Source organism: Erythrobacter colymbi, from assembly GCF_002155685.1.
In the GTDB taxonomy this organism is placed as follows: Bacteria; Pseudomonadota; Alphaproteobacteria; order Sphingomonadales; family Sphingomonadaceae; genus Erythrobacter; species Erythrobacter colymbi.
The window spans coordinates 332,883-355,081 of sequence record NZ_MUYK01000001.1 but is presented as its reverse complement, the minus strand read 5'-3'; the positions used below and the strand labels follow the sequence as shown (position 1 = coordinate 355,081).

The following is a 22,199-nucleotide window of genomic DNA, read 5'->3' as shown; positions in this document are numbered from 1 at the left end:
AACCTGAACCATGAGCAAGAACGCTGCACATTCGGAAGTCTTCGAGGGCCACAAGAAGCTCGAGAAGAACGTCACCCTGCTCGCCGCCTGCACGCTCGGCGTGGTCGCCATCGGCGGGGTCGTCGAGATTGCCCCGATGTTCTGGATCGACAACACGATCGAGGCGGTCGACGGGATGCGCCCCTACACCCCGCTCGAACAGGCGGGGCGGGACATCTACATCCGCGAGGGCTGCTATGTCTGCCACAGCCAGATGATCCGGCCCTTCCGCGACGAGGTGGAGCGCTACGGGCATTACTCGCTGGCCGCGGAATCGATGTACGATCACCCCTTCCAGTGGGGCTCGAAACGCACCGGGCCGGACCTCGCCCGCGTAGGGGGCAAGTATTCGGACGCCTGGCATGTCCAGCACCTCAAAGCCCCGCGCGAGGTGGTGCCCGAGAGCATCATGCCGAACTATTCCTTCCTGGCGGAAACCCCGCTGAAGGTGCCGGACGTTGCCGCCAACCTCGGCGCGCTGCGGGCGGTGGGCGTGCCCTACACCGATGCCGACCTCGCCAAGGCCGAGGCCGATCTCGCCGCGCAGGCCGATCCCAATGCCGACGCGGGCGACCTCGCCACGCGCTACCCCAAGGCGCAGATCCGCGACTTCGACGGGGATCCGGCCCGCGTGACCGAGATGGATGCGCTGGTCGCCTACCTCCAGATGCTCGGCACGCTGGTCGATGTGAACAGCGCCGCCGCGCAGGAAGAGCTGAGCAAGGAGGGCGGCCGATGAGCCTCTACACCGCGCTTCGCCACTTCGCCGACAGCTACGCGCTGGCGGTGATCTGCGTGCTCTATCTGGTGCTGTGCCTGTGGCACTTCCGCCCGGGCGCCAAGCCCCATGTCGCGGACGCCAAGAACCTGATTTTCAAGGACGAGAACGATGACCAATAAGCGCATCGACGAGCCCACGGGCACCGAATTCGTCGGCCACGAATGGGACGGCATCGAGGAACTCAACACCCCCCTGCCGCGCTGGTGGCTCTACACCTTCTACGCGACGATCCTGTTCGCTCTGGTCTATGTGGTGCTCTACCCCGCGTGGCCGATGCTCGAGGGCGCGACGCCCGGCACGCTGGGCTGGTCGAGCCGCGGGCAGCTCGAACAGGAGATGCGCGCCGCCGATGCCGCCCGCGCGGGTGTGCGGGCGCAGATCGCGGCGACCGATATCGAGGCGCTCGCGGGCAATCCGCAGCTGATGCAGGCCGCGATCGCGGGCGGCGCGGCGGCGTTCAAGGTCAACTGCGTGCAGTGCCACGGCGCGGGCGCGGCAGGATCGCCGGGCTACCCCAACCTCAACGATGACGACTGGCTGTGGGGCGGCACCCTCACCGACATCCAGACCACCCTCGCCCACGGCATCCGCTGGGAAGCGAGCCCCGAGACCCGCACCAACTTCATGCCCGCCTTCGAAGGCGTGCTGCAACCGGCCGAGGCCGATGCCGTGGCGCGCCACGTGCTGGCGCTGAGCGGCAAGGCCAAGGACAGCCCGCAAGGCGCGCAGCTTTTCGCCGACAATTGCGCGGCCTGCCACGGCCCGACCGGCGGCGGCCTCCCGGCGATGGGCGCGCCTGCGCTGAACGATGCGATCTGGCTCTATGGCGGTACGCAGGCCGATGTGAAGCGCCAGATCCTCGCCCCCCGTCACGGCGTCATGCCGGCATGGCAGGGGCGGCTCGATCCGGTGACGATCAAGATGCTCGCCGCCTACGTCCACTCGCGCGGCGGCGGACAGGATGCGGCCCCCTCTGCCGCTGCTCCCGAAGCGACCCCCGACGCGACCAAGGTCGCCAGCAACTAGGCACCCCGACATGGCCCAGGCCGACGAACTCGAGCGCCCCGCACGCCCCCCGGCACCAGACGCGCCGCAGCCAGCCCACGCTGGGCGCGACTGGGCGGCGGCGCTCGAGACCGCGGAGAGCACCACGCCCACGCCCGCTCCGTCGGACGAGGTCGGATTCATGGGCTCGGCGCTCTACGAGAAGGGCAAGACGGTCCACAACAAGCGGATCGACGGGCCCTTCCGCCGCTTCAAGTGGGCGGTGATGGCGATCACGCTCGTCATCTACTACGCCACCCCGTGGATCCGCTGGGACCGCGGGGCCTATGCCCCCGACCAGGCGGTGCTGGTCGATCTGGCCAACCGCCGCTTCTACATGTTCGACATCGAGATCTGGCCGCACGAATTCTACTTCGTCGCGGGCCTCCTGATCATGGCGGGGATCGGCCTGTTCCTCGTCACCAGCGCCGTGGGCCGCGCGTGGTGCGGCTATGCCTGCCCGCAGACGGTGTGGACCGACCTGTTCCAGCACGTCGACCGCTTCTTCGACGGCGACCGCAATGCCCGCATGCGGCTCGACAAGGCCCCGTGGACGCTCGCCAAGACCACCCGCCGGCTCGCCAAGTGGGCGGTCTATCTCGCGATCGCCTTCTGGACCGGTGGCGCATGGATCATGTATTTCGCCGACGCGCCGACGCTTACCTGGGATTTCTGGCACGGCACCGCCGACCCCGTCGCCTATGCGACCGTGGCGATCCTCACCGGCACGACCTTCTGGCTTGGCGGGTTCATGCGCGAGCAGGTGTGCGTCTACATGTGCCCCTGGCCGCGCATCCAGACCGCGATGCTCGACGAGAAATCGCTGATCGTCACCTACAAGGACTGGCGCGGCGAACAGCGCGGCAGCCTCAAGAAGGCAGCGAAGAACCCGGATGCCTATGGCGACTGCATCGATTGCGCCATGTGCGTCGCGGTGTGCCCCACGGGAGTCGACATCCGCGAAGGCCAGCAGATCGGCTGCATCACCTGCGGGCTGTGCATCGACGCCTGCGACCGGGTGATGAAGGAGGTCGGCCGCCCGCGCGGGCTGATCGACTATGCGACGCTCGAACAATGCGATGCCGAGGCCGCCGGCGCGCCCGCGACCCCGGCATGGAAGGCCCTGCTGCGCCCGCGCCTGTTCGTCTATTTCGGCGTCTGGGCCGGGATCGGCGCGGCGCTGCTCTTTGCGCTCGGCACCCGCAGCCACACCGATCTCACCGTCGCGCCCGATCGCAATCCGCCCTTCATGCTGCTGAAGGACGGCTCGGTCAGGAACGCCTACACGCTGCGCCTCAGGAACATGGAGGCCCGCCCGCGCGAGATGGAAGTGGCCCTCGAAGGCCTTCCCAAGGGCGCGGTGATGTGGACCGACGCGGTCAGCCTCGAGAACGCGGCGCCAAGGCAGACGGTCACCGTCCCTGCCAACGCCACACAGGTGCTGCGCGCCTACGTGATGCTACCTCCGGGGACCGAAGCCGATGACGATGGCCTCGCCTTCACCTTCCGGCTTACCGCGCAGGACGAGAGCGACAGCGCGCAAACCACCTTTGCCCAACCTGCCAAAACAACGCCGGAGGACGACTAATGCCGAGCCACACCAAAGCCTTCACCGGCAAGCACATGGCGGCGATCTTCGTTGCCGGGTTCGGCATCGTGATCGCGGTCAATCTCGGCATGGCGACGATGGCGGTGGAGAGCTTCCACGGCACGGTGGTCGATAACTCCTATGTCGCCAGCCAGAACTACAACGGATGGCTCAAGCAGGCGGCGGCCTCCAAGGCGCTCGGTTGGCAGGCAGTGCCGCATCTGCGCGCCGATGGCCACGTGGTGATCGAGGCGCTGGGCGTGCCCGCAGGCGCGCGCATGACCGCCACGGCCGAACACCCGCTCGGCCTGCGCGATGATGCCGCGTTCACCTTCACCGACGAGGGCCGCGGCCGCTGGGTCTCGAACGAGACCGTCGCGCCGGGCCGCTGGCAGTTACGCATCGCGATCCGCGCCGGGGATCAGGCCTGGGCGGGCGAGGGCGAAATCCGGTGAACGCCCCCGCTCTCCTTGAAGCCGCGGAAACGCCGCTCGCCACCACGCGCTTCACCGTGCCGGGGATGAAGTGCGCCGGGTGCATCGGCAAGATCGAGCGCGAGTTGCCAAAGCTCGCGGGCATCGCCGAGGCCCGCGCCAACCTTTCGGCCAAGCGCGTCGCGATCCGCCACGATCCGGCGCTGGGCGAGGAGGCGCTCGCCGCCGCGCTGCTCGGCCTCGGGTTCGAGGCGCAGCCGGTCGCCGAGAACCCGCTGGGCCGCGAGGATGCCGAACGCGCCCGCCTGACCCGCGCGCTGGGAGTCGCGGGCTTCGGCATGATGAACGTGATGCTGCTCTCGGTCAGCGTCTGGTCGGGGGCCGAAGGCGCGACGCGCGCGCTGTTCCACTGGCTCTCGGCGCTGATCGCGCTGCCGGTGATCGCGTACTCCGGCCAGCCGTTCTTCCGCAGCGCGTGGATGGCGCTGTCGCACCGGCGGACGAACATGGATGTGCCGATCAGCATCGGCGTGATCCTGGCGACCTGCCTCTCGCTTTACGAGACCGTGACCGGCGGGGCGCACGCCTTCTTCGATTCCGCCGTGATGCTGCTGTTCTTCCTGCTCGCAGGCCGCGCGCTCGATGCCGCGATGCGCGACCGCACGCGCGCAGGCATCGGCGCGCTGCTGGGGCGAATGGGTAAGAGCGCGAGCGTGATCGCGCCGGATGGCACCACGCGCAGGGTTGCGGCGAAGGATCTGGAGCCCGGCATGCTGGTGCTGGTCGCCGCGGGCGAGGCGCTCGCCGCGGATGGCGAGGTGGTCGAGGGGCGCGGCGCGCTCGACAATGCCATGCTCACCGGCGAGAGCGCGCCCGCGCCCGTCGGGCCGGGGAGCATCGTCCACGCCGGGGCGATCAACATGGGCGGCGCCTTGCGGGTGCGCCTCACCCACGTGGGCGAGGACACCGCGCTCGCCGAGATCGCGCGGCTGATGGACGAGGCGGGGCAATCGCGCTCGAGCTATGTCCGCATCGCCGACCGCGCCTCGCGGCTCTATGCCCCCGCGGTGCACAGCCTTGCCGCGCTGGCCTTTGCGGGGTGGATGATCGCAGGCGCAGGCTGGCACGCCTCGCTCACCATCGCCATCGCCGTGCTGATCATCACCTGCCCCTGCGCGATGGGCCTTGCGGTGCCTGCCGCGCAGGTCGTGGCGAGCGGTGCGCTGCTGCGGCGGGGCCTGCTGGTGAAGGACGGGAGCGCGCTCGAACGTCTCGCCGAGTGCGACGTGGCGCTGCTCGACAAGACGGGCACGCTGACGCTGGGCGAACCGCGCGCGGAGGTGGGCGCGCTCGACCCGGAAGCGCGCGGCATCGCCCTCGCCCTCGCCCAGACCAGCCGCCACCCCCTGAGCCGCGGCCTCGCCGCTGCGCTGCTGCGCGAGGGGGTTGCCCCTGCCGCGGTCACCGGCATTACCGAGGTCAGCGGGTCGGGCCTCACCGGCACATGGCAGGGCCTCGCCGTGGGGCTCGAACGACCCGAAGGCGCGAGCGATACCCTCGCCACCACGCTCAGGATCGGGGAGACCCGGCAGATCATCCCCTTCAGCGATCCGCTGCGCCCCGATGCCGCCGAGGCGCTTGCCGCGCTGAAGGCGCAGGGCCTCGCCCCCAGCATCCTCTCGGGCGACCGCGCCGCCCCGGTCGCAGCAATGGCCCTTGCCCTCGGCCTCGCCGCCGAGGCAGAGGCCAGCCCGCAGGACAAGCTTGCCGCGCTCGAAGCCCTGAAGGCCGCAGGCCGCCGCCCGCTGATGGTGGGCGACGGGCTCAACGATGGCCCCGCCCTCGCCGCCGCCCACGCCTCGATCGCGCCCGGCACCGCGTCCGACGCCAGCCAGCAGGCCGCCGACGCGGTGTTCATCGGCGAGGGGCTGATGCCCGTCGCCCTCGCAGTGCGGGTGGCCAAGCGGACGATGCGGATCGTGCGCCAGAACTTCGCCTTCTCGATCGGCTACAACCTCCTCGCCGTGCCGCTCGCGCTGACGGGGCAGGTGACGCCGCTGGTCGCCGCGATTGCCATGTCGGTGAGCTCTCTGGTCGTCGTCGCCAACTCGCTGCGCCTTGCCGGAGCCGCACGCCCATGACAGGCCTTGCCTTCCTCATCCCCATCGCGCTCGGCATGGGCCTGCTCGGGCTGCTCGCCTTCCTGTGGTCGATGCGCGACGGGCAATACGAGGACATGGAGGGCGCGGCCAGCCGCATCCTCATCGATGAGGAGGACGAGGCATGAACCTGCTCCCCCTCGCCCTTGCCGCCTTGGTGCCGGTGATGATCGGCCCGCTTCCCGCCAAGGAGAGCACGCTCACCATGCACCTGTGCAACGGTGGCACGATCACGATCCCCCTCGGCAAGGAGCGCCCCGCGCAGGAGCGCGACTGCCACCCCAAGGGCTGCCACGCGGGGACCTGCCGCGAAAAGAACGAGCCAAAGCCTCCGAAGCGAGGGATTTGATCTCGCGCAAAGACGCGTGACACGTCGCGCGCTTTAAGCGCCCCATGTGGACATACATTCCCGAGCTGCTCGCGACCGCCGTGCCGCGCTACACCAGCTACCCGACCGCGGCCGACTTCGGTCCGCTGCCTGATGGCACCCTCGAACGCGCCATCGGCGGGGTTAGCGGCGACGTCTCGCTATACCTCCACATCCCCTTCTGCGAGGCGATCTGCTTCTACTGCGGGTGCAACACCGCGGTCTCGGGCAAGCGCGCGCGGGTCGAGGCCTATCTGGCGGCACTCCATCAGGAGATCGCGACCGTCGGCAGCCTCATGCCGCAGGGTGCCCGCGTGCGCCGCATCGCCTTTGGCGGGGGCAGCCCCAACGCGGTCCACACCACCGATTTCCTCGCGCTGGTCGATGCGCTCCACGCCCACCTGCCGCTCGCCGGGCCCGAGTGGTCGATCGAGCTCGATCCGCGCAGCCTCACCGCCGAATGGAGCGGGGTGATCGCCGAGACCGGCATCACGCGGGCGAGCATGGGCGTGCAGACCTTCGCCGCCCATTGCCAGAAAGCGATCGGGCGCGAGCAATCGCTCTCGATGATCTGCCGCAGCACCGAATGGCTCCGCAACGGTGGCGTCACCTCGCTCAATTTCGACCTCATGTACGGCCTCCCGCACCAGAGCGAGGCCGACCTGGAAGACAGCCTCGACTACACCCGCAAGCTCGGCGCGGACCGGATCGCCGTGTTCGGCTATGCCCACGTGCCCCACCTCGTCCCGCGCCAGACCATGATCCCCGCCGATGCCCTCCCCGGCGCGGCGGCGCGTTTCACCATGGCGAGCGAGGCGCATCGCATCCTCACCGGGCACGGCTACGACGCGATCGGCTTCGACCACTTCGCCCTCCCCCACGACCCCATGGCCCGCGCGGTGCGGCAGGGCACACTGCGCCGCAACTTCCAGGGCTTCACCGACGACCCCTCCGAAGTGCTGATCGGCCTCGGCGCGAGCGCGATCAGCGGCTTTCCCGGGCTCCTCGCCCAGAACGAGAAGCACACCGGGCGCTACCGGCAGCTCTCGGCCGAGGGCCGGCTTTCCGCCAGCCACGGCATCGCCCGCTCGGACGAGGACCAGCGCCGGGCTGCGGTGATCGAGTCGCTGTTGTGCCGGGGCGAGGTGATGCTGCCGGACGACCTCCTCGCCGAAACCTCCGCGCGGCTGGCGCCCTTCATCAGCGCGGGTCTTGCCGAGCTGCGCGGCAACCGCCTGTCGATCCCCACCGGCGGCCTGCCCTATGCCCGGGTGATCGCCGCGCTGTTCGATGCCTACCGCGCCGCCGCCCCGCGCACCTTCAGCTCCGCCATCTGACCACCCCCCGCACGTTGCGCCTTGCAAGCCTCGCGATTTGCAGGGATAGACCTGCGCGGGGTCATCACAGAGCGCACCGCTGCGTTTTCCAAGGGGGCAACTGCATGGCCGTTTCCGATCACGTCGACCTCAACGGCTTCATGGAGGGCGTGAAGAAGCGCAATCCCTATCAGCCCGAATTCGTCCAGGCCGTGCAGGAAGTGGCCGAGGACATCTTCGAATTCATGGAGGACAAGGAGGAGTACCACTCCCAGCAGATCCTCCGCCGCATCGCCGAGCCCGACCGCGTCGTCTCCTTCCGCGTGTGCTGGGAGGACGATGCCGGCAATATCCGCGTCCAGCGCGGCTGGCGGGTGCAGAACAACAACGCGATCGGCCCCTACAAGGGCGGCATCCGCTTCCACCCGAGCGTGAACGAGAGCGTCCTCAAGTTCCTCGCCTTCGAGCAGACCTTCAAGAACGCCCTCACCGGCCTGCCGATGGGCGGCGGCAAGGGCGGCTCCAACTTCAATCCCAAGGGCAAGAGCGTGCGCGAGATCATGCGCTTCTGCCAGTCCTTCATGACCGAACTCTACCGCCACATCGGCGCCGACGTCGACGTGCCGGCGGGCGACATCGGCGTGGGCGCGCGCGAGATCGGCTTCATGTTCGGCCAGTACAAGCGCATCACCAACAACTTCACCGGGGTGCTGACCGGCAAGGGCCTCGAATGGGGCGGCTCGCTGATCCGCACCGAGGCGACCGGCTACGGCGCGGTCTATTTCCTTGCCGAGATGCTGGCGACCAAAGGCGAGGATCTGGCGGGCAAGACCGCGGTGATCTCGGGCAGCGGCAATGTCGCCACCCATGCGGCCGAGAAGATCGTGCAACTGGGCGGCAAGGTGCTGACCCTGTCGGACAGCGGCGGGTTCATCCATGATCCCGACGGCATCACCCAAGAGAAGATCGACTGGGTGAAGAGCCACAAGACCCACCGCCGCGGCCGGATCGAGGACTATGTCGCGGCCTTCCCCAAGGCGACCTTCCATGCGGGCAAGACCCCGTGGGGCGTGCCCTGCGACGTCGCGCTCCCCTGCGCCACGCAGAACGAACTGCTGGGGGAGGACGCCAAGACCCTCATCGCCAATGGCTGCCGCGCGGTTTCGGAAGGGGCGAACATGCCGACCGACCTCGACGGGGTCCACGCCTTCAAGGCCGCGAAAATCCTCTACGCGCCGGGCAAGGCCTCGAACGCGGGCGGGGTCGCGGTTTCTGGCCTCGAGATGAGCCAGAACTCCGAACGCCGCTCGTGGAAGGAGGAGGAGCTCCAGCAGATGCTCAAGGACATCATGTCGGGCATCCACCAGTCCTGCATCCGCTACGGCGATCAGGGGGGCGGCTATATCGACTACGTGAAGGGCGCGAATATCGCCGGCTTCAAGAAGGTCGCCGACGCGATGCTCGCCTTCGGGGTGGTCTAGGGCGACGCCGCGAGGCGGACAAAGCGGACACCGTGTCCGCTTCGGAATTTCGCGCGTTTCTTCGATATTTCAGCGATCTGGATCGGCTTCCGTCAAACGGACAGACACGGGGGCGCGGGCGAAAAGCGCGCCTCTGGTGGCAAACGGCCTCGCAGGCCGGACGGGACAATGGGAAAGAGCCGGGCGCAGCGTAGCGGCTGGCAGGCGTGTAGGAAAACGGGCCTGCCCTGCAGTCGCGCGGCGGGTGAGTCCGCCATGTCACAGGCCACCAAACTTTATGTGATAACCTAACCTGGATTAATGTCTGGGTTTGATAACCGCCTAGCGGGCCCTTCCGCCAATTCTGGCTTAGAAAGGCTCTGATTATGAAGGTTATTTCGATCGCTCTGGCAGCGAGCGCACTTGCCGTTGCCACCCCCGCATTCGCGCAGGAAGAAAGCACCGCAGGCGGCAAGTTCGTCGCGGGCGCGATCATCGGTGTCGACCGCGTCGAGTTCGAGGTCGACGGATTCACCAGCCGCGATGAAGACGCGGTGTTCGGCATCACCGCCGGTTATGACTACGAGACCGAGAAGGGCCTCGTGTTCGGGATCGAGGCCGAATACACCGATTCGAGCCTCGGCGTGAGCGTCCAGGACGGCGCCGAAAGCGCGTCGGTCAATGCGGGCCGCGATCTCTATGTCGGTGGCCGCCTCGGCTTTCGTCCGGGCAAGAACGGCCTGCTCTACGTGAAGGGCGGCTACACCAACGCCTCGATCGAGCTCGAATATGACGACGGCACGGGTCAAGTCTCGGCCGAGGAGTCCTTCGATGGCTTCCGCCTCGGCGCGGGCGGTGAAATCGACCTCGGCAAGAACTACGGCATCCGTCTCGAGTATCGCTACTCCGACTATGGCAGCCTCGGCCTCGGGGATCTGCTCGGTACGGACTTCAACGTCAGCCGTCATCAGGGCGTCGTTACCCTGCTCGGCAAGTTCTGAGGCTGATGCCGCAAGACTAGAAGGAAGGGCCGCGCCGCAGGGTGCGGCCCTTTTTGCTTGCGCGCGCGGCGTCTCGCCCGCCCCTCAGCCGTCCTGCCATTTGCGGACGGCGATCCACAGGTAGGCACTGAACAACGCGCCGCTGCCGAGGGTCCACAGCCACCACGTCACGGTCTGCTCGGGCGCCGTCAGGGCACTGGCGAAGCCCAGTCCGGACAAGGCCAGCGTGCCCCCGATCACCGGCCAGCCGATCAGCCTGCGGGCATCGCGCTTCACATCGGACGTCGTGCGCGGGGGCGTGACATCGGGCCGGTCTTTGACGAGGCGGCGCGGCGCGGCGGAGGCCGGCAGGATCCAGCCGATCACCATGACAAGGCAGAGCGCCGATACGGCATGATCCGACCAGTCCGGCAGGTTCAGGACGAGCTTCAGCAGCGTATGGAGAAAGACCACGGCCATGACCATGCCGACAATCTTGATCTGCCCGGCCAGCCCGCACCTGCTGCGCCAGCCCTCCAGCAGCGCGGCATATTCTCCGGCCGTGACCAGCTTTCCGCCCGCGTGCTTCGAGGGGTAGTAAAGGTAGCCGCCCTCGACCGGCTGGAACTGCCGAGCGAAGGCATCGATGGCGATATTCGCCGACGCCAACTAGTTGACCCCCAGCGCCGCCGCCTGTTCGCGCAGCTGCGCTGCGCTGCCGGGGTTGGCCTTGACCGCCGCTTCGAGCGCAGCCTTGGCCTTGGCCGGTTCGCCCAGCGTCATGCGGCTGCGGATCAGCATCGCCCAGCCGTCGAGGTTCTTGGGTTCCTTCTTCAGCCGCTCCTCGAGCTGTGCGACCATGCCTTCGGCCATCTGGCGCTGTTCGCTGGGTTTCATCGCGCTCGCCGCGGCAACATCGGCCGCGCTCGGGCCGCGCAGGTTTGCGGAGGCCTGATCGCCCGCCACCGCGCCCGATCCCGGGGCGACCAGCGCGGGCTTGCGCGCGCTCTGTGCCTTGGCGATGCGCGCAGCGACATCGATGCTGTTCATCTTGCCGACCTGCTCGATCGTGCGCACGAGGTCCGCTTCCCACGGCGCGCCCTGCGGGCTGTCGGCGAGCAGGTCGAGCCATGCGGCAATCGCGCCCTCGTGATCCTTGTCGAGGTCCTTCTTTGCGGCGAGGAAATAGCGCGCGCGCGGATCGTCCGGATCGAGCGAGACCGCCTTCTCGAAGGCTGCCAGCGCCTCGGGCGGCAGCGGGTCGCGCTGGCTCGAGAGCACCAGCGATTCCCCCAGCGCCGACCATAACACCGCCTCGCCCGGCGCGATCTGGACCGCGCGGCGATAGGCCTCGGCTGCCTCCTTGTATTGCCCCTGCCCGAAATAGGCGAAGGCAAGGTCGCCCCACGGGCCGGCATCGGTGGTCGAAGCCTCGGCCTTGGCGCGCAGTTGCTCGATGGTGGGCGCGCCGTCCGCCGCCGCTTCGGGCGCGTCATCGCCGCCGCCGCCCATCACGTTGTAGCCGATCGAGCCTGCCGCCAGCAGCAGCGCCGCGCCCAGCAGGACCAGCCCCGCGCGCGATGATCCGGCGGGCTTTTGCGTTTGTTCGGTTGCCATGCACCAAGCGCTAGCATCCTCCGGATTTGCGGGCAATTCGCTCTGGCATCGGGGCTGCTTTTGGCTAAGGTGCGGCGGGCACATTCTATCCGCAAGAGGGGTTTGGATAGGTGACGGGGGTATTCCAGGTCGCCATCGTCGGTTCAGGGCCAGCGGGCCTCAGCGCGGCCGCGCGAGCGGCGGCGCTTGGCATGAGCCATGTGCTGATCGAGAAGACCGACCACCTCTCGGACACGATCTTCAAGTACCAGAAGGGCAAGCACGTCATGGCGACGCCCTCCAATCTGGTGCTGCGCTCTGACATCGATTTCGAGGCGGGCAAGCGCGAGACGATCCTCGGCCGGTGGGACGAGCAGATCGCCGGGCACAAGGTCAACGTGAAGCTCAATGCCGAGGTGGTGAAGGTCGAAGGCGCGAAGGGCGCGTTCCGCATCCACCTGCGCGGGGGCGAGGTGGTGGAGGCGGCCAATATCGTGCTCGCCATCGGCACGCAGGGCAACCCCAACCGCCTGCGCTGCCCGGGCGCGGATTCGCCGCTGATCCAGTACCAGCTGGATGATCCGGGCGAGTATTTCGACGAGCACATCACCGTCATCGGATCGGGCGATGCGGGGATCGAGAACGCTCTGGGCCTCGCCGCCGATCCGGCGCAGCGCAACGTGGTGACGATCCTCAACCGCTCGGCCGATTTCGCCCGCGCCAAGGCGGCCAACGTCGCGCTGCTGGAAGAGGCCGAGCGCGAGGGGCGGGTGATCGTCCGCCGCGAGACCGAGCCTGCGGAAGTGCGTGACGGTGAGCTCCTCCTCAACACCCGTGACGGGCAGGAAGCGATCCGCTGCGACCGCATCATCGCGCGCACCGGATCGCAGCCCCCGCGCGGCTTTGTGGAAGCTATGGGGATCGAGTTCTCCAGCCCCGAGCCGGGCAGCTTCCCCAAGCTCTCGCCCGAGTTCGAGACCACCACCCCCGGCATCCACGTGATCGGCGCGCTCGCGGGCTATCCGCTGATCAAGCACTGCATGAACCAGGGCTATGACGTGATCGAGTTCCTCGCCGGGAACCGTGACCTGAAGCCCGCCGACGAGCCGCTGCTCGCCGCCAAGTTCGCCGCGCTTCCGGGCAAGCGCAGCGTCGAGGAGTGGCTGGCGGTGTTCGGCGGCAATGTCGGCGTGCTGGCCGACCTGTCGGTGCTCCAGCTGCGCGAGCTGATGCTCGATTCGACCTGTCACGCCTACGAGCCCGGCCAGGTGATCTTCCGCCGCAACGACCCCGGCTCCTCGATGTTCGCGATTGCCGAGGGCTCGGTCGCGGTCGAGGTGAACCCGGCCGATCCCTCGATCACCGTCGGCATCGAACAGGGCTCGATCTTCGGCGAGGTCGGCCTGATCTCGGGCCGCCGGCGAGGCGCGACGATCCGCGCGGCCGAGCCGGTCGTCGCGCTCGAACTGCCGCGCATGGCGGCGCTGAAGCTGCTCGCGACCTCGCCCGGGGCGGCGCGCGCGGTCAATGCCATCGCGATCGAGCGCCAGCTGCTCCAGATGTTCGGCCCGGGCATCACCAAGTCCGATGTCGCCCCGCTCGTCGCCAGCGCCGAGCTGGTGCAGGCCCGCGCGGGACAGGTGATCGTGACCGAGGGGGCCGAGGACAAGGACGTCTACATCGTCCGCTCGGGCTCGATGATCGTCGAGAAGCAGATCGGCGAGCGGCCGGTGTTCCTCTCCTACCTGCCCGCCGGAAGCTATTTTGGCGAGATGGCGGTGATCGACGGCTCGCAGCGCGTCGCCACGGTCAAGGCGGCGATCAAGTCCGAGGTGATCCGCCTGCCGGGCGAAGCCTTCCTCGCCTTCCTCGCGGCGAACCCCGTCCTGCGCGACAAGGCTCTGAGCGAAATGACCGCGCGGCGCGCCACCAATGCCTTCATCGAGGGGCAGAAGGGCAGCTTCTCGGGCGTGGTCGACATGTATTCGCAGACCGCGCAGTTCCTCGTCGACAACGGCATCGGCGAGGCGACCGACGTGCTGCTGATCGACGAGAAGCTGTGCATCGGCTGCGACAATTGCGAGAAGGCCTGCGCCGATAGCCATGACGGCCTCTCGCGGCTCGACCGCGAGGCGGGGCGGACCTACGCCCACCTCCACGTGCCCACCTCCTGCCGCCACTGCGAACACCCGCACTGCATGGCCGATTGCCCGCCCAACGCGATCAAGCGCGGGCCGGACGGCGAGGTCTTCATCGACGAGACCTGCATCGGATGCGGCAATTGCCAGCGCAACTGCCCCTACGGCGTGATCCGGATGGATGCGAAGCCGCCGAAGAAGCCTTCGCTCCTCCAGTGGATGCTGTTCGGCAAGGGCCCCGGCCCGGGCGAAGCGCCCTATGGCTGGCGCAAGTCGGAAGCGAAGAAGCAGGCCCTGCCCGAAGCCAAGCTGGCGGTGAAGTGCGACATGTGCGCCAGGATCGACGGCGGCCCGGCCTGCGTGCGCGCCTGCCCCACCGGCGCCGCGATCCGCGTCAGCCCCGAGAAGTTCCTGACCTACACCAAGCTTGCCGAGGACGCGGAATGAACGCGCCCGCCAGCCGCAGCCGTTTCCGCGAGGCGGAAAAGCGCCGCGATTCCGATCACGTCAGCTTCCTCCGGCACAAGGGCTTCCGCTGGCTGTGGATCGCGCTGCTGCTGAGCGGCGCATCGGCGCTGGGCTATGCCCTGATCGACCAGCAACCGCGCCCCAATGGCGGCACGTGGTACGGCTATACGCTGGGGACCATCGGCCTCGGGTTGATCCTGTGGCTGACGATGCTCGGCGTCCGGAAGCGCCGCATCAATCCGGGCGCATGGAGCCTCAAGGCATGGACGAGCGCGCACGTCTATCTCGGCCTGTCGCTGGTGGTGGTGGGCACGCTCCACACCGGCTTCCAGATCGGCTGGAACGTCCACACGCTCGCCTATGTGCTGATGCTGCTGGTGATCGCGACGGGCATCTACGGCGTGGTGGTCTATGCCGTCCTCCCCGCGCGCATGTCCGACAACCGCCGCGAGATGACCCGCGCGCAGATGCTCGACGCGCTGACCGCGCTCGACCGTCAGCTTGAAAGCGCCGCCCAGCCGCTCGCCCGCGACGAGGCCGATCTGGTGCTCGCCGCGCTGAAGCAGAGCCCCTTTGCCGGCGGCCTCCTCGCGCGGCTCACGGGGCGTTACCCCGGCTGCGCCACCGCCCGCGCGCGCAAGGGTATGGCGGGTGACAGCGAGGCCGAACAGCGCGTGCGTGCCCTGCTCGAGAAGCGCCTTGCCCAGCTCGGCCAGCTGCGCGAGGCGCTGCGCATCCGTGCGGCGCTGGAAGTGTGGCTGTTCCTCCACGTGCCCCTCACCATGGCATTGATCGCGGCGCTGACCGCGCATGTCATCAGCGTGTTCTACTACTGGTGAGCGCGCGGCGATGACCTTCCTGATCCGCACGCTCGACATCACCGCCAGCGGCCGCGAGATCCGGCGCGAGCGGCCGAGCCCCGCGCCCACGCTCACCGTCGGCCGCGCGGCAGAGAACGACATCCACCTGGCTGACCTCGCGGTCGAGCAGCACCACATCCTGATCGATGCCCTGCCCGATGGCATGGTGAGCGTCACCGCGCTCGGCACGCTCGGCTTCGGGCTCGATGGAGCCGTGGTCACCGAGGGCACGATCGACCCGCGCACCGGCGGCGAGATCGCGCTGGGCAGCGCAAGGCTGGTGGTCACGCGTGAGGGCGAGCAGATCGCCGTCACCATCCGCCAGGTCGCCGAGGACGAGGGCAAGCACGATGCCCTGCGCGGCTTCGCGCTCGCGAGCGTGCTGCCCTCCAAGCGCGCGATGAGCTGGGCGCTGGCGGGCGCGATCCTGCTGATGCTGCTGATGGTTCCGGTCGCCAGCCACCTGCTCCGCACCCCCGCCAAGCCCGATCCCACCGGCAAGACACCCGGCGTGGTGCTGATGGACAGCGCGTGGACCTCGGGCGAGCTGTCGCTGAAGCACCACAGCCTCGAGAACAATTGCGAAAGCTGCCACGTCAACGCCTTCGAAAGCGTGCAGGACGAGACCTGCCTGTCGTGCCACAAGGACACCGGCGATCACGCGCCGATGGGCCGCCTCGCCAAGGGGATGCCTGCGCTGTCGGCGGGGGATGCGATCCAGTGGAAGATCGGCGAGAGCCTCGGCAAGGAAGGGCCGCTCGGCTGCGTATCCTGCCATTCGGAGCACGAAGGCCCGGTGCGCACGGCCTCAGGGAACGAGGCCTTCTGTTCCAACTGCCACGACAGCCTCGACACCCGCCTGACCGACACGCAGCTCGCCAATGCGCATGATTTCGGCAAGGCCCACCCGCAGTTCCGCCCGCTCTATTTCGCGAGCTTCGGCGCGGCCAAGCCGGTGCGTGCGGCGCCAGGGACGGTGCCGGTCGAACGCTCGGGCCTCAAGTTCCCGCACGATGTCCACATGAACGCGCGCGGCGGCGCGGCGCGCATGGCCGTCAGCCTGAAGCAATATGGCAAGCCCCTCGAATGCGCGGATTGCCATGTGCTGACCGCCGACCGCATCTCCTTCAAGGAGGTGAACATGGAGCAATCCTGCGAAGCGTGTCACAGCCTCGTCTCGGGGCGGATTGCCGGGGGCGGCTTTACCAAGCTGCGCCACGGCGACCTGAAGCACCTGGCCGAGGATCTGGCCAAGATCAGCACCGGCCCGCGCCCGGCGCTCGCGCCGGGACGCCAGCGGCCCGGGCAGCTTGGCAGCGCCTCGCCCTATCGCGCGGATTTTGGCCGTCCGGTGCGCGCCTATATCGGCATCTCCAACGCGCTCAGCACCGGCGGGGTGTGCACCGAGTGCCACCTGCCCACCACCGGGCCGAGCGGGCAGGCCGATCTGATGCCGGTGAACTTCCCCGACCGCTTCCTGTCCTCGGGCTATTTCAATCACGAGGCGCACAAGAAGCAGGAATGCACCGATTGCCACGCCGCCACCACATCGAAGGCGGCGAGCGACCTGTTGATGCCCGATCTCAAGAGCTGCCGCACGTGCCACCTCGGCGCGAGCGCCGTGAAGACCAAGAAGATCGTGCCCTCCGATTGCGCGATGTGCCACGCCTACCACGTCCCCTCAGGGCAGTGGCAGCAGAAGGGCCCCGCGCCTCATTACCGTCCGCCTCCTCTCCCCGTCGCCACTCCGCCGCCTGCAAAGGTGGCCCAGATGAGGAAGTGAGAGCATGGTCGCACACTCCGCTTTGCCCGCCCGCCGCGCGGTGCTGATCGCCCAGATCACCGACATCCACGTCGGTTTCGGTCCCTCGGGCGGCGGAGTGGAGGAGCCCAACCTCGTCCGCTTCCGCGCCGCGCTGGAGCGGCTGGTCGAGGGGCCGAACCGGCCCGACTGGCTGGTGCTCTCGGGCGACATTACCGAGCATGGCGATGCGGCCAGCTTCGCCACCGCGGCCGCGCTGGTCGCCGAATGCGGCATTCCGGTGCTGCCGCTGGTCGGCAACCACGATGACCGCGCATCGCTGGTCGCTGCCTTCCCCCGCGTTGTCCTGGCCGGGGGCGGTTTCCTGCACCATGTGACCGATGCGGGGATGGGCCTCAGGATCATCTGCCTCGACACGCTCGAGCCCGGCCGTCACGGCGGCGCTTTCTGCGAGGCGCGCGCGCGCTGGCTGGCGGAGCGGCTGGCCGAGGCGCCCGACACCCCGACGCTGGTGTTCATGCACCATCCGCCGGTGATCTCGGGGATCGACTGGATGGACCCCGCCCCCGACGAGCAATGGATCGCGCGGCTCGCGGCGGTGCTGGAGGGGCAGAAGCAGGTGCTCGCGCTGCATTGCGGGCATCTCCACCGCCAGATCGGCACAAGCTTTGCGGGCATCCCGCTTGGCGTGACCCCCTCGGTCGCGCCGCAGGCCTCGCTCGACCTCACGGGGATCGACCCCGCCCTGCCCGACGGCCGCGCGCTGATCACCGCCGAGCCGCCCGCCTACGCCCTCCACCGCTGGGACGGGCAGAGTCTCGTCACCCACTACGAAGTCGTCGGCAACTGGCCGGTGCTGGCGCGCTTCGACGCGGGATTGCAGGACATGATCGAAGGCATGTTCGAGGAGCGGGGGTAAAGAGCCCTTCCCCGTCATGCTGAACTCGTTTCAGCATCCATCGGGCTGCCTGCTCCGCAGCCCGCGAAGTCTCGCTGCGTTTCGTCATCGCGCCGCAAGGGAGCGCCTCACATCGGCATTCTGCGCCTGCCGCATGATGGATGCTGAAACGAGTTCAGCATGACGGGCTAGAGCGCTACTTCCTCGCGCTCGCCCGCTGCGCACCGGTGGGCGCAAGGCCGACCCAACGCTTCATGTCGACCTCGTCGCTCACCTTCCACGGCACGCCCGAGCGGGTCATGAACATCCGCTCCATCTCCTCGCGGGTGAAGGGGCGCGAGCCGAGACGGCCGAACACCGCCATCTGCCCGCCGGTCTCGTCCACCGCGCGGTCGCGGTCGAGGCCCTTCGACATCGCGATCGCGGGGCTCGGAGTCTTCGCCCAGGCGATCAGCTCGGGCTTGGGCGCGGGGCTGAAGCCGTAGAAATTGCGCTGGCTGTCGGGGCTGGTGAGTTGCAGCACCTTCATCCCGCTCCGCCCGTCTGCCACATAGGCGAAGAGCGAGGCGTTGGTGGTGCCGACGATCACGTCCTCGGCATCGTTCAGCGCCCCGTCCAGCGTCACCTTCTGGTAGACCTTGGGCGCGCGCGGGTTGGTGACGTTGAGGATCACCAGCCCGTCCGCCTTGGCCGCGACATAGGCATAGGTGCGCGCGATATACATGCGCCGCGCGTCGGCGAGCGGCACGGTCGCCTCGGGCACGGCGACCGGATTGCGCAGGGTGGTTATGTCGAACAGCTTCACGCCCTCGGCATCGGTCACCCACAGATAGCGGAACTGCACCGCGCTCGCCCGCGCATCGCGCAGCTCGCGCACCGCGGCGAGCTTGGGCGTATCGGGATCGCTGAGGTCGACGACCACGAGGCCCTTCGCGGCGGTGATATAGGCGATCTCGCCCGCCAGCACGATGTGCCGCGCGCCGTTCAGCACCCCGCCCGGGTTCCACGCGGTCGAGCCGTCGGCATAGGCATGGCGCGACAGCTTGTTGTTGCGGAATTCGCCGTCCGCCATCGTGTTGACGTTGACGAGGATCAGCCCCTCCACCGCGTCGGTCACGGCGGCGAAGTTGTAGATCGGCTTGAACGCCTGTTCTTGGTTCATCTCGCGCATCTGCGGCGTGTTGCGCGTTGGCGCGATGGGCTGGTTGGTGGGCAGCGCCATGCAGGTCGCGTTGGTCGTCTTGACGTGGGTGTCATGGCCGAGGCCTGAGAACGGCCCCTTGATGATCCGCTCCGAGAAACCCTTGTTGGCGATGCTGGCGACGTCATAGACCATGAAGCCGCCCGTGCCTTCGGCGACATACATGTATTCGCCGCGCAGCTGGAGGCAGCCGACCCGGTCGCCCGTGCTTTCGTGGACGTTGGCGAATTCCTCGAAGGGATGGGTCTCGCCCGACAGGCCGCCGCTGAAGGTCTTGCCGCGCGTCCAGTTCTTCAGCTCGCGCCCGTTCTGCTCGACATGGAGCTTCCAGTAATCGGGATAGGCATAGCGCTGGAGATAGGAGCCGATCACCGCCTGCGGCTCGTCGTACTCGGTGACGCGGGTGGCCTGGAAGCCGCCTTCCAGACCCGTCCACGCGTTGAGGCCGACGAAGTTGACGTAGTTCGTCCCCAAGAGGAAGAGCTGCGCCATGATCGCGTTGTTGTCCTCCTTGGCGGAGAGGTGGCAATCGGTGCAGGTCTTGGTCTCGGTGGTGCGCACGGTGTGCGGGAAGTGCGGCGCGAAGGCCTGGCTGGAGAAGCCGATTGCCGAAATCGGCGGCTGCTGGACGTAGATCCGCTCGCGGTTGGTGTTGGTCGAGGACAGCACCAGCGCCGAGGACGAACGCACCGGCGCGGTCTGGCCGCCCTTGGTGGTCATGTGCTTGCCGAGCTGGAACATCTCGTCGCGCGCGACCTGCGGGTTGTAGGTCGCGAAGTTCCTCGTCTCGCCGCCTTCGTAGCGGTGGATCTTGGTCTTCCAGTTGGCCTCGATCGGCAGGTGGCAGCCGCCGCATGAAGTGGTCCACGAAAGGTGGCAGGTGAAGCACGCCATTTCCGGATCGCGGTGCGCGCGGTCGCCTTCGGCAATGCCGGTGCCGAACTCGAAATTGCCCGTCTCCGCGCCATAGCGGCTGACGAGCTTCGCCCGCGCGGCCTTGGCGTTGAACACAGGGGTCGCGGGATCGACCGTGTCCTTGACGAGGCTCATGTCCCATTCGAGGTTCGGGTCGATGATCGAGCGCTGGACGAGCTTTCGCCTGCCGTCCGGCCCCTCCATCCATTCGAAGCGGCGCTTGCCGTCGGGGTTGCGCAGCAGGGCGAGGTCGTGGCCCTCGGGCGGGGCGGCAGGGCCGCTGGTGCGCAGCGTGGGATAGGCGTCGGCGGTGCCGTGGCAGTCCTTGCAGGTGATCTCGATCGCGTTGGCCACCTCGCCATAGATCAGCCCGTTGCCGTGGCTGTCCTGCTCGAAGTGGCAATCGGCGCATTGCATGCCCTTCTCGGCATGGATGTCCATCAGGTGCACGGTCTTGCCCGGGTTGACGCCGACGGGGACGAACTTGCCCTCACCCTCGCGCCGCCACTTCTCCGGATCGTCGGGGTCGACGATCTTGCCCTCGGCGTCGAGCAGATTGCCCTCGCGGTCGCGCTTGAAGATCGCGCGGAAGTTCCAGCCGTGGCCGTGATAGTCGGCGAACTGGGTGTCCTTGAGCGTCGGGTTCAGATCATAGACGTTGCGCAGGAAATCGAGGTCCGACCAGTTGCCCTTGGGCGCGGCGCCTTCGGGGTTGCGGTCGGTGACGGCGCGCACTTCCTCGGCGGTGGGGTATTTCTGCTGCTTTGGCCACATCGCCGGCGCGTCGGACTCGTAGTCCCACATGGTGTAGCCGAGGAACGAGTTCAGGAAGATGTTGGGCTGGTGCATGTGGCAGTTCATGCACTGCGCAGTCGGGATCGAGCGAGTGAAGACGTGCTGGAGCGGGTGGCCCTTTTCCTTCACATCGCCGCTGGCAGTGCGCAGCGTGCCATCATCCCCGTGACCGTGACCGTCATCCGCCTCGTGATGCCCCGGCTGCTTCACCGCGCCGTGGCCGCTTGTCTTCTCGCCATAGCCCGCCGCGTGCTCGACCTTGGCGGCGATCGTGGGATCGACCGACATCGACTGCCCGTCGCGTCCGAATTGCGCATAGGTCAGCGAATGGCGCGGCTCGCGGTCGTTGGCGTAGACCACATGGCAGGATGCGCAGCCCGAATGGCGATAGTCGCCCGGCTGGTCGTTGGTGCCCATGAACCACGTGAAGGGATCGTTGAGGCGGGTCTTGTGGACGTTGAGCACGGGGATCGAGACGCGCAGACCCGTGCCGGGACCGCGGTTCGACTGCTTGAGATCGGGGCGGCCCGGCTCCTCGAGACGCTGGATCTGGCCCGTCGGATTGGGCAGGCCCACCTCGGCGAACTGGGTGTTGATGTTGCGCCCGCCGCGCTCGAACACGCGGAAGATGTCGCCCGGCGGCACCACGTGCCACGTCGGCAGCGGATACATCTCGGCGAGCACGCCGCGCGCCACCTGATCCTCGGACAGCTTGCCCCCCGGCCCCGCCCCCGGCGAGGTGATCTTCGCCGGTTTGCCGTCGCGGGTATAGGCCTCTCCGAGGAGGTAGTTCTTGTAGGGCAGAATCCCGTTGTTGTAGCTCGCCCCGCCCCACAGCATCGCGCCTGACGCCATGATCGAACGCTCCGCCGCTTCGATCGCCTGGATGTGGCACGCCCCGCAGGCATCGCGCGCGACGCGGTAGTCCGAGGGGTTCACGAACTTGATGAACTCGGGCGCTTCCTTGTTGAGCAGGGCGTAGGAGCGCTGCGGGTTCGCCGAGGAGGGGAAGTGCCACGACTTGGGATACTTGGGCAGCACGTGCGCCTGGTCCCGCGCGGCGACATAATCGGGGTGGTCGTGCGGGAGCTCGGAATTGCCGCGCACCGTGGCATCGCCGCCGTGGCAGTCGGTGCAGCCGAGCCGAACCGCAGGCGTCATGTGCATCGTCGGCGCGTCGGTCTTGACGTGGCAGGTGTTGCAGCCCTCGGACTTGGCGTCCATCTCCGCCACCGATTGCCGCTGCGGCGCGGGCGGAGCGATGACGCGGCTGTAGTCGCGCTTGACCGGCTTTTCCTTGTCCGCCGCCATCGGTTGCCCCGCAAACAGCATCACGCCGAGCAGCAGCGCGCCCGCGATCAGGGCCAGGTGACGGGTCAGGGGGCGGAGGAGCATCGA

At 68.2% G+C, this 22,199-nt stretch carries 18 protein-coding genes; 15 read left to right on the top strand and 3 right to left on the bottom strand.

Going from position 1 to position 22,199, the window contains the following annotated elements; all coding sequences use genetic code 11:
- The first annotated feature begins 10 nt into the window (after positions 1–10).
- The 11 genes from ccoO to BZF57_RS01575 all read left to right on the top strand — a co-directional run bounded on the left by ccoO (position 11) and on the right by BZF57_RS01575 (position 10,189).
- On the top strand, positions 11–778 hold the full coding sequence (gene ccoO, locus BZF57_RS01625) for a cytochrome-c oxidase, cbb3-type subunit II (RefSeq protein ID WP_086733915.1): 768 nt from the start codon (positions 11–13) through the stop codon (positions 776–778).
- Positions 775–939 (top strand): cbb3-type cytochrome c oxidase subunit 3, encoded by a 165-nt coding sequence (locus tag BZF57_RS01620; protein WP_086733913.1) that lies wholly within the window; start codon positions 775–777, stop codon positions 937–939. The genes ccoO and BZF57_RS01620 overlap by 4 nt, the downstream gene beginning before the upstream one ends.
- On the top strand, positions 929–1,846 hold the full coding sequence (gene ccoP, locus BZF57_RS01615; RefSeq protein ID WP_086733911.1) for a cytochrome-c oxidase, cbb3-type subunit III: 918 nt from the start codon (positions 929–931) through the stop codon (positions 1,844–1,846). The genes BZF57_RS01620 and ccoP overlap by 11 nt, the downstream gene beginning before the upstream one ends.
- Positions 1,847–2,006: 160 nt before the next feature.
- Positions 2,007–3,452 (top strand): cytochrome c oxidase accessory protein CcoG, encoded by a 1,446-nt coding sequence (gene ccoG, locus BZF57_RS01610; protein WP_086734587.1) that lies wholly within the window; start codon positions 2,007–2,009, stop codon positions 3,450–3,452.
- Positions 3,452–3,907 (top strand): FixH family protein, encoded by a 456-nt coding sequence (locus BZF57_RS01605; RefSeq protein ID WP_086733909.1) that lies wholly within the window; start codon positions 3,452–3,454, stop codon positions 3,905–3,907. The genes ccoG and BZF57_RS01605 overlap by 1 nt, the downstream gene beginning before the upstream one ends.
- Entirely contained in the window at positions 3,904–6,027 is a 2,124-nt protein-coding gene (locus BZF57_RS01600) for a heavy metal translocating P-type ATPase (protein WP_086733907.1), read from the top strand. Before BZF57_RS01605 ends, BZF57_RS01600 begins: the two co-directional genes overlap by 4 nt.
- Positions 6,024–6,173: a cbb3-type cytochrome oxidase assembly protein CcoS gene (gene ccoS, locus BZF57_RS01595; RefSeq protein WP_086733905.1), complete on the top strand. Its 150-nt coding sequence runs from the start codon at positions 6,024–6,026 to the stop codon at positions 6,171–6,173. The genes BZF57_RS01600 and ccoS overlap by 4 nt, the downstream gene beginning before the upstream one ends.
- Positions 6,170–6,394, top strand: coding sequence for a hypothetical protein (locus BZF57_RS01590; protein WP_086733903.1), 225 nt, complete (start codon positions 6,170–6,172; stop codon positions 6,392–6,394). The genes ccoS and BZF57_RS01590 overlap by 4 nt, the downstream gene beginning before the upstream one ends.
- Positions 6,395–6,438: 44 nt before the next feature.
- Entirely contained in the window at positions 6,439–7,749 is a 1,311-nt protein-coding gene (locus BZF57_RS01585) for a radical SAM protein (RefSeq protein WP_086733901.1), read from the top strand.
- A gap of 104 nt (positions 7,750–7,853) precedes the next feature.
- Entirely contained in the window at positions 7,854–9,209 is a 1,356-nt protein-coding gene (gene gdhA / locus BZF57_RS01580; RefSeq protein WP_086733899.1) for an NADP-specific glutamate dehydrogenase, read from the top strand.
- A 365-nt stretch (positions 9,210–9,574) separates the two neighbouring features.
- Positions 9,575–10,189 carry an outer membrane protein gene (locus tag BZF57_RS01575; RefSeq protein WP_086733897.1) on the top strand — a complete coding sequence of 205 codons (615 nt, stop codon included), beginning with the start codon at positions 9,575–9,577 and terminating at the stop codon, positions 10,187–10,189.
- Between the two features lie 84 nt (positions 10,190–10,273).
- Here BZF57_RS01575 and BZF57_RS01570 read toward each other — a convergent pair whose 3' ends face one another.
- Together BZF57_RS01570 and BZF57_RS01565 are read right to left on the bottom strand one after the other, a co-directional pair.
- On the bottom strand, positions 10,274–10,837 hold the full coding sequence (locus BZF57_RS01570; protein WP_086733895.1) for a hypothetical protein: 564 nt from the start codon (positions 10,835–10,837) through the stop codon (positions 10,274–10,276).
- The gene (locus tag BZF57_RS01565; protein ID WP_086733893.1) at positions 10,838–11,785 is read right to left on the bottom strand and encodes a tetratricopeptide repeat protein; all 948 of its coding nucleotides are present in this window, start codon (positions 11,783–11,785) and stop codon (positions 10,838–10,840) included. It abuts the gene before it with no gap.
- Positions 11,786–11,895: 110 nt separating this feature from the next.
- On the opposite strand from BZF57_RS01565, the gene BZF57_RS01560 reads away from it, so the two are divergent.
- The 4 genes from BZF57_RS01560 to BZF57_RS01545 are packed head-to-tail and all read left to right on the top strand — an operon-like array spanning position 11,896 to position 17,911.
- The gene (locus BZF57_RS01560) at positions 11,896–14,349 is read left to right on the top strand and encodes a cyclic nucleotide-binding domain-containing protein (RefSeq protein ID WP_086733891.1); all 2,454 of its coding nucleotides are present in this window, start codon (positions 11,896–11,898) and stop codon (positions 14,347–14,349) included.
- Complete coding sequence (locus BZF57_RS01555; protein WP_086733889.1) at positions 14,346–15,209, top strand: hypothetical protein; 864 nt, start codon at positions 14,346–14,348, stop codon at positions 15,207–15,209. Before BZF57_RS01560 ends, BZF57_RS01555 begins: the two co-directional genes overlap by 4 nt.
- A 10-nt stretch (positions 15,210–15,219) precedes the next feature.
- Positions 15,220–17,013, top strand: a complete 1,794-nt coding sequence (locus tag BZF57_RS01550; protein WP_086733887.1) for a cytochrome c3 family protein — start codon at positions 15,220–15,222, stop codon at positions 17,011–17,013.
- Positions 17,014–17,017: 4 nt separating this feature from the next.
- Positions 17,018–17,911, top strand: a complete 894-nt coding sequence (locus BZF57_RS01545) for a metallophosphoesterase (RefSeq protein WP_240505817.1) — start codon at positions 17,018–17,020, stop codon at positions 17,909–17,911.
- Positions 17,912–18,086: 175 nt separating this feature from the next.
- Here BZF57_RS01545 and BZF57_RS01540 read toward each other — a convergent pair whose 3' ends face one another.
- Entirely contained in the window at positions 18,087–22,196 is a 4,110-nt protein-coding gene (locus tag BZF57_RS01540; RefSeq protein ID WP_420810144.1) for a hypothetical protein, read from the bottom strand.
- Positions 22,197–22,199 lie beyond the last annotated feature (3 nt).

Bases quoted from the DNA above. Each gene is read 5' to 3' on its own strand.
- BZF57_RS01590 (WP_086733903.1), top strand. From the start codon at position 6,170: ATGAACCTGCTCCCCCTCGCCCTTGCCGCCTTGGTGCCGGTGATGATC.
- BZF57_RS01620 (WP_086733913.1), top strand. From the start codon at position 775: ATGAGCCTCTACACCGCGCTTCGCCACTTCGCCGACAGCTACGCGCTG.
- BZF57_RS01565 (WP_086733893.1), bottom strand. From the start codon at position 11,785: ATGGCAACCGAACAAACGCAAAAGCCCGCCGGATCATCGCGCGCGGGG.
- ccoG (WP_086734587.1), top strand. From the start codon at position 2,007: ATGGGCTCGGCGCTCTACGAGAAGGGCAAGACGGTCCACAACAAGCGG.
- BZF57_RS01575 (WP_086733897.1), top strand. From the start codon at position 9,575: ATGAAGGTTATTTCGATCGCTCTGGCAGCGAGCGCACTTGCCGTTGCC.
- BZF57_RS01605 (WP_086733909.1), top strand. From the start codon at position 3,452: ATGCCGAGCCACACCAAAGCCTTCACCGGCAAGCACATGGCGGCGATC.
- BZF57_RS01550 (WP_086733887.1), top strand. From the start codon at position 15,220: ATGACCTTCCTGATCCGCACGCTCGACATCACCGCCAGCGGCCGCGAG.
- BZF57_RS01585 (WP_086733901.1), top strand. From the start codon at position 6,439: ATGTGGACATACATTCCCGAGCTGCTCGCGACCGCCGTGCCGCGCTAC.
- ccoS (WP_086733905.1), top strand. From the start codon at position 6,024: ATGACAGGCCTTGCCTTCCTCATCCCCATCGCGCTCGGCATGGGCCTG.
- BZF57_RS01555 (WP_086733889.1), top strand. From the start codon at position 14,346: ATGAACGCGCCCGCCAGCCGCAGCCGTTTCCGCGAGGCGGAAAAGCGC.
- BZF57_RS01545 (WP_240505817.1), top strand. From the start codon at position 17,018: ATGGTCGCACACTCCGCTTTGCCCGCCCGCCGCGCGGTGCTGATCGCC.
- ccoP (WP_086733911.1), top strand. From the start codon at position 929: ATGACCAATAAGCGCATCGACGAGCCCACGGGCACCGAATTCGTCGGC.
- ccoO (WP_086733915.1), top strand. From the start codon at position 11: ATGAGCAAGAACGCTGCACATTCGGAAGTCTTCGAGGGCCACAAGAAG.
- gdhA (WP_086733899.1), top strand. From the start codon at position 7,854: ATGGCCGTTTCCGATCACGTCGACCTCAACGGCTTCATGGAGGGCGTG.
- BZF57_RS01540 (WP_420810144.1), bottom strand. From the start codon at position 22,196: ATGCTCCTCCGCCCCCTGACCCGTCACCTGGCCCTGATCGCGGGCGCG.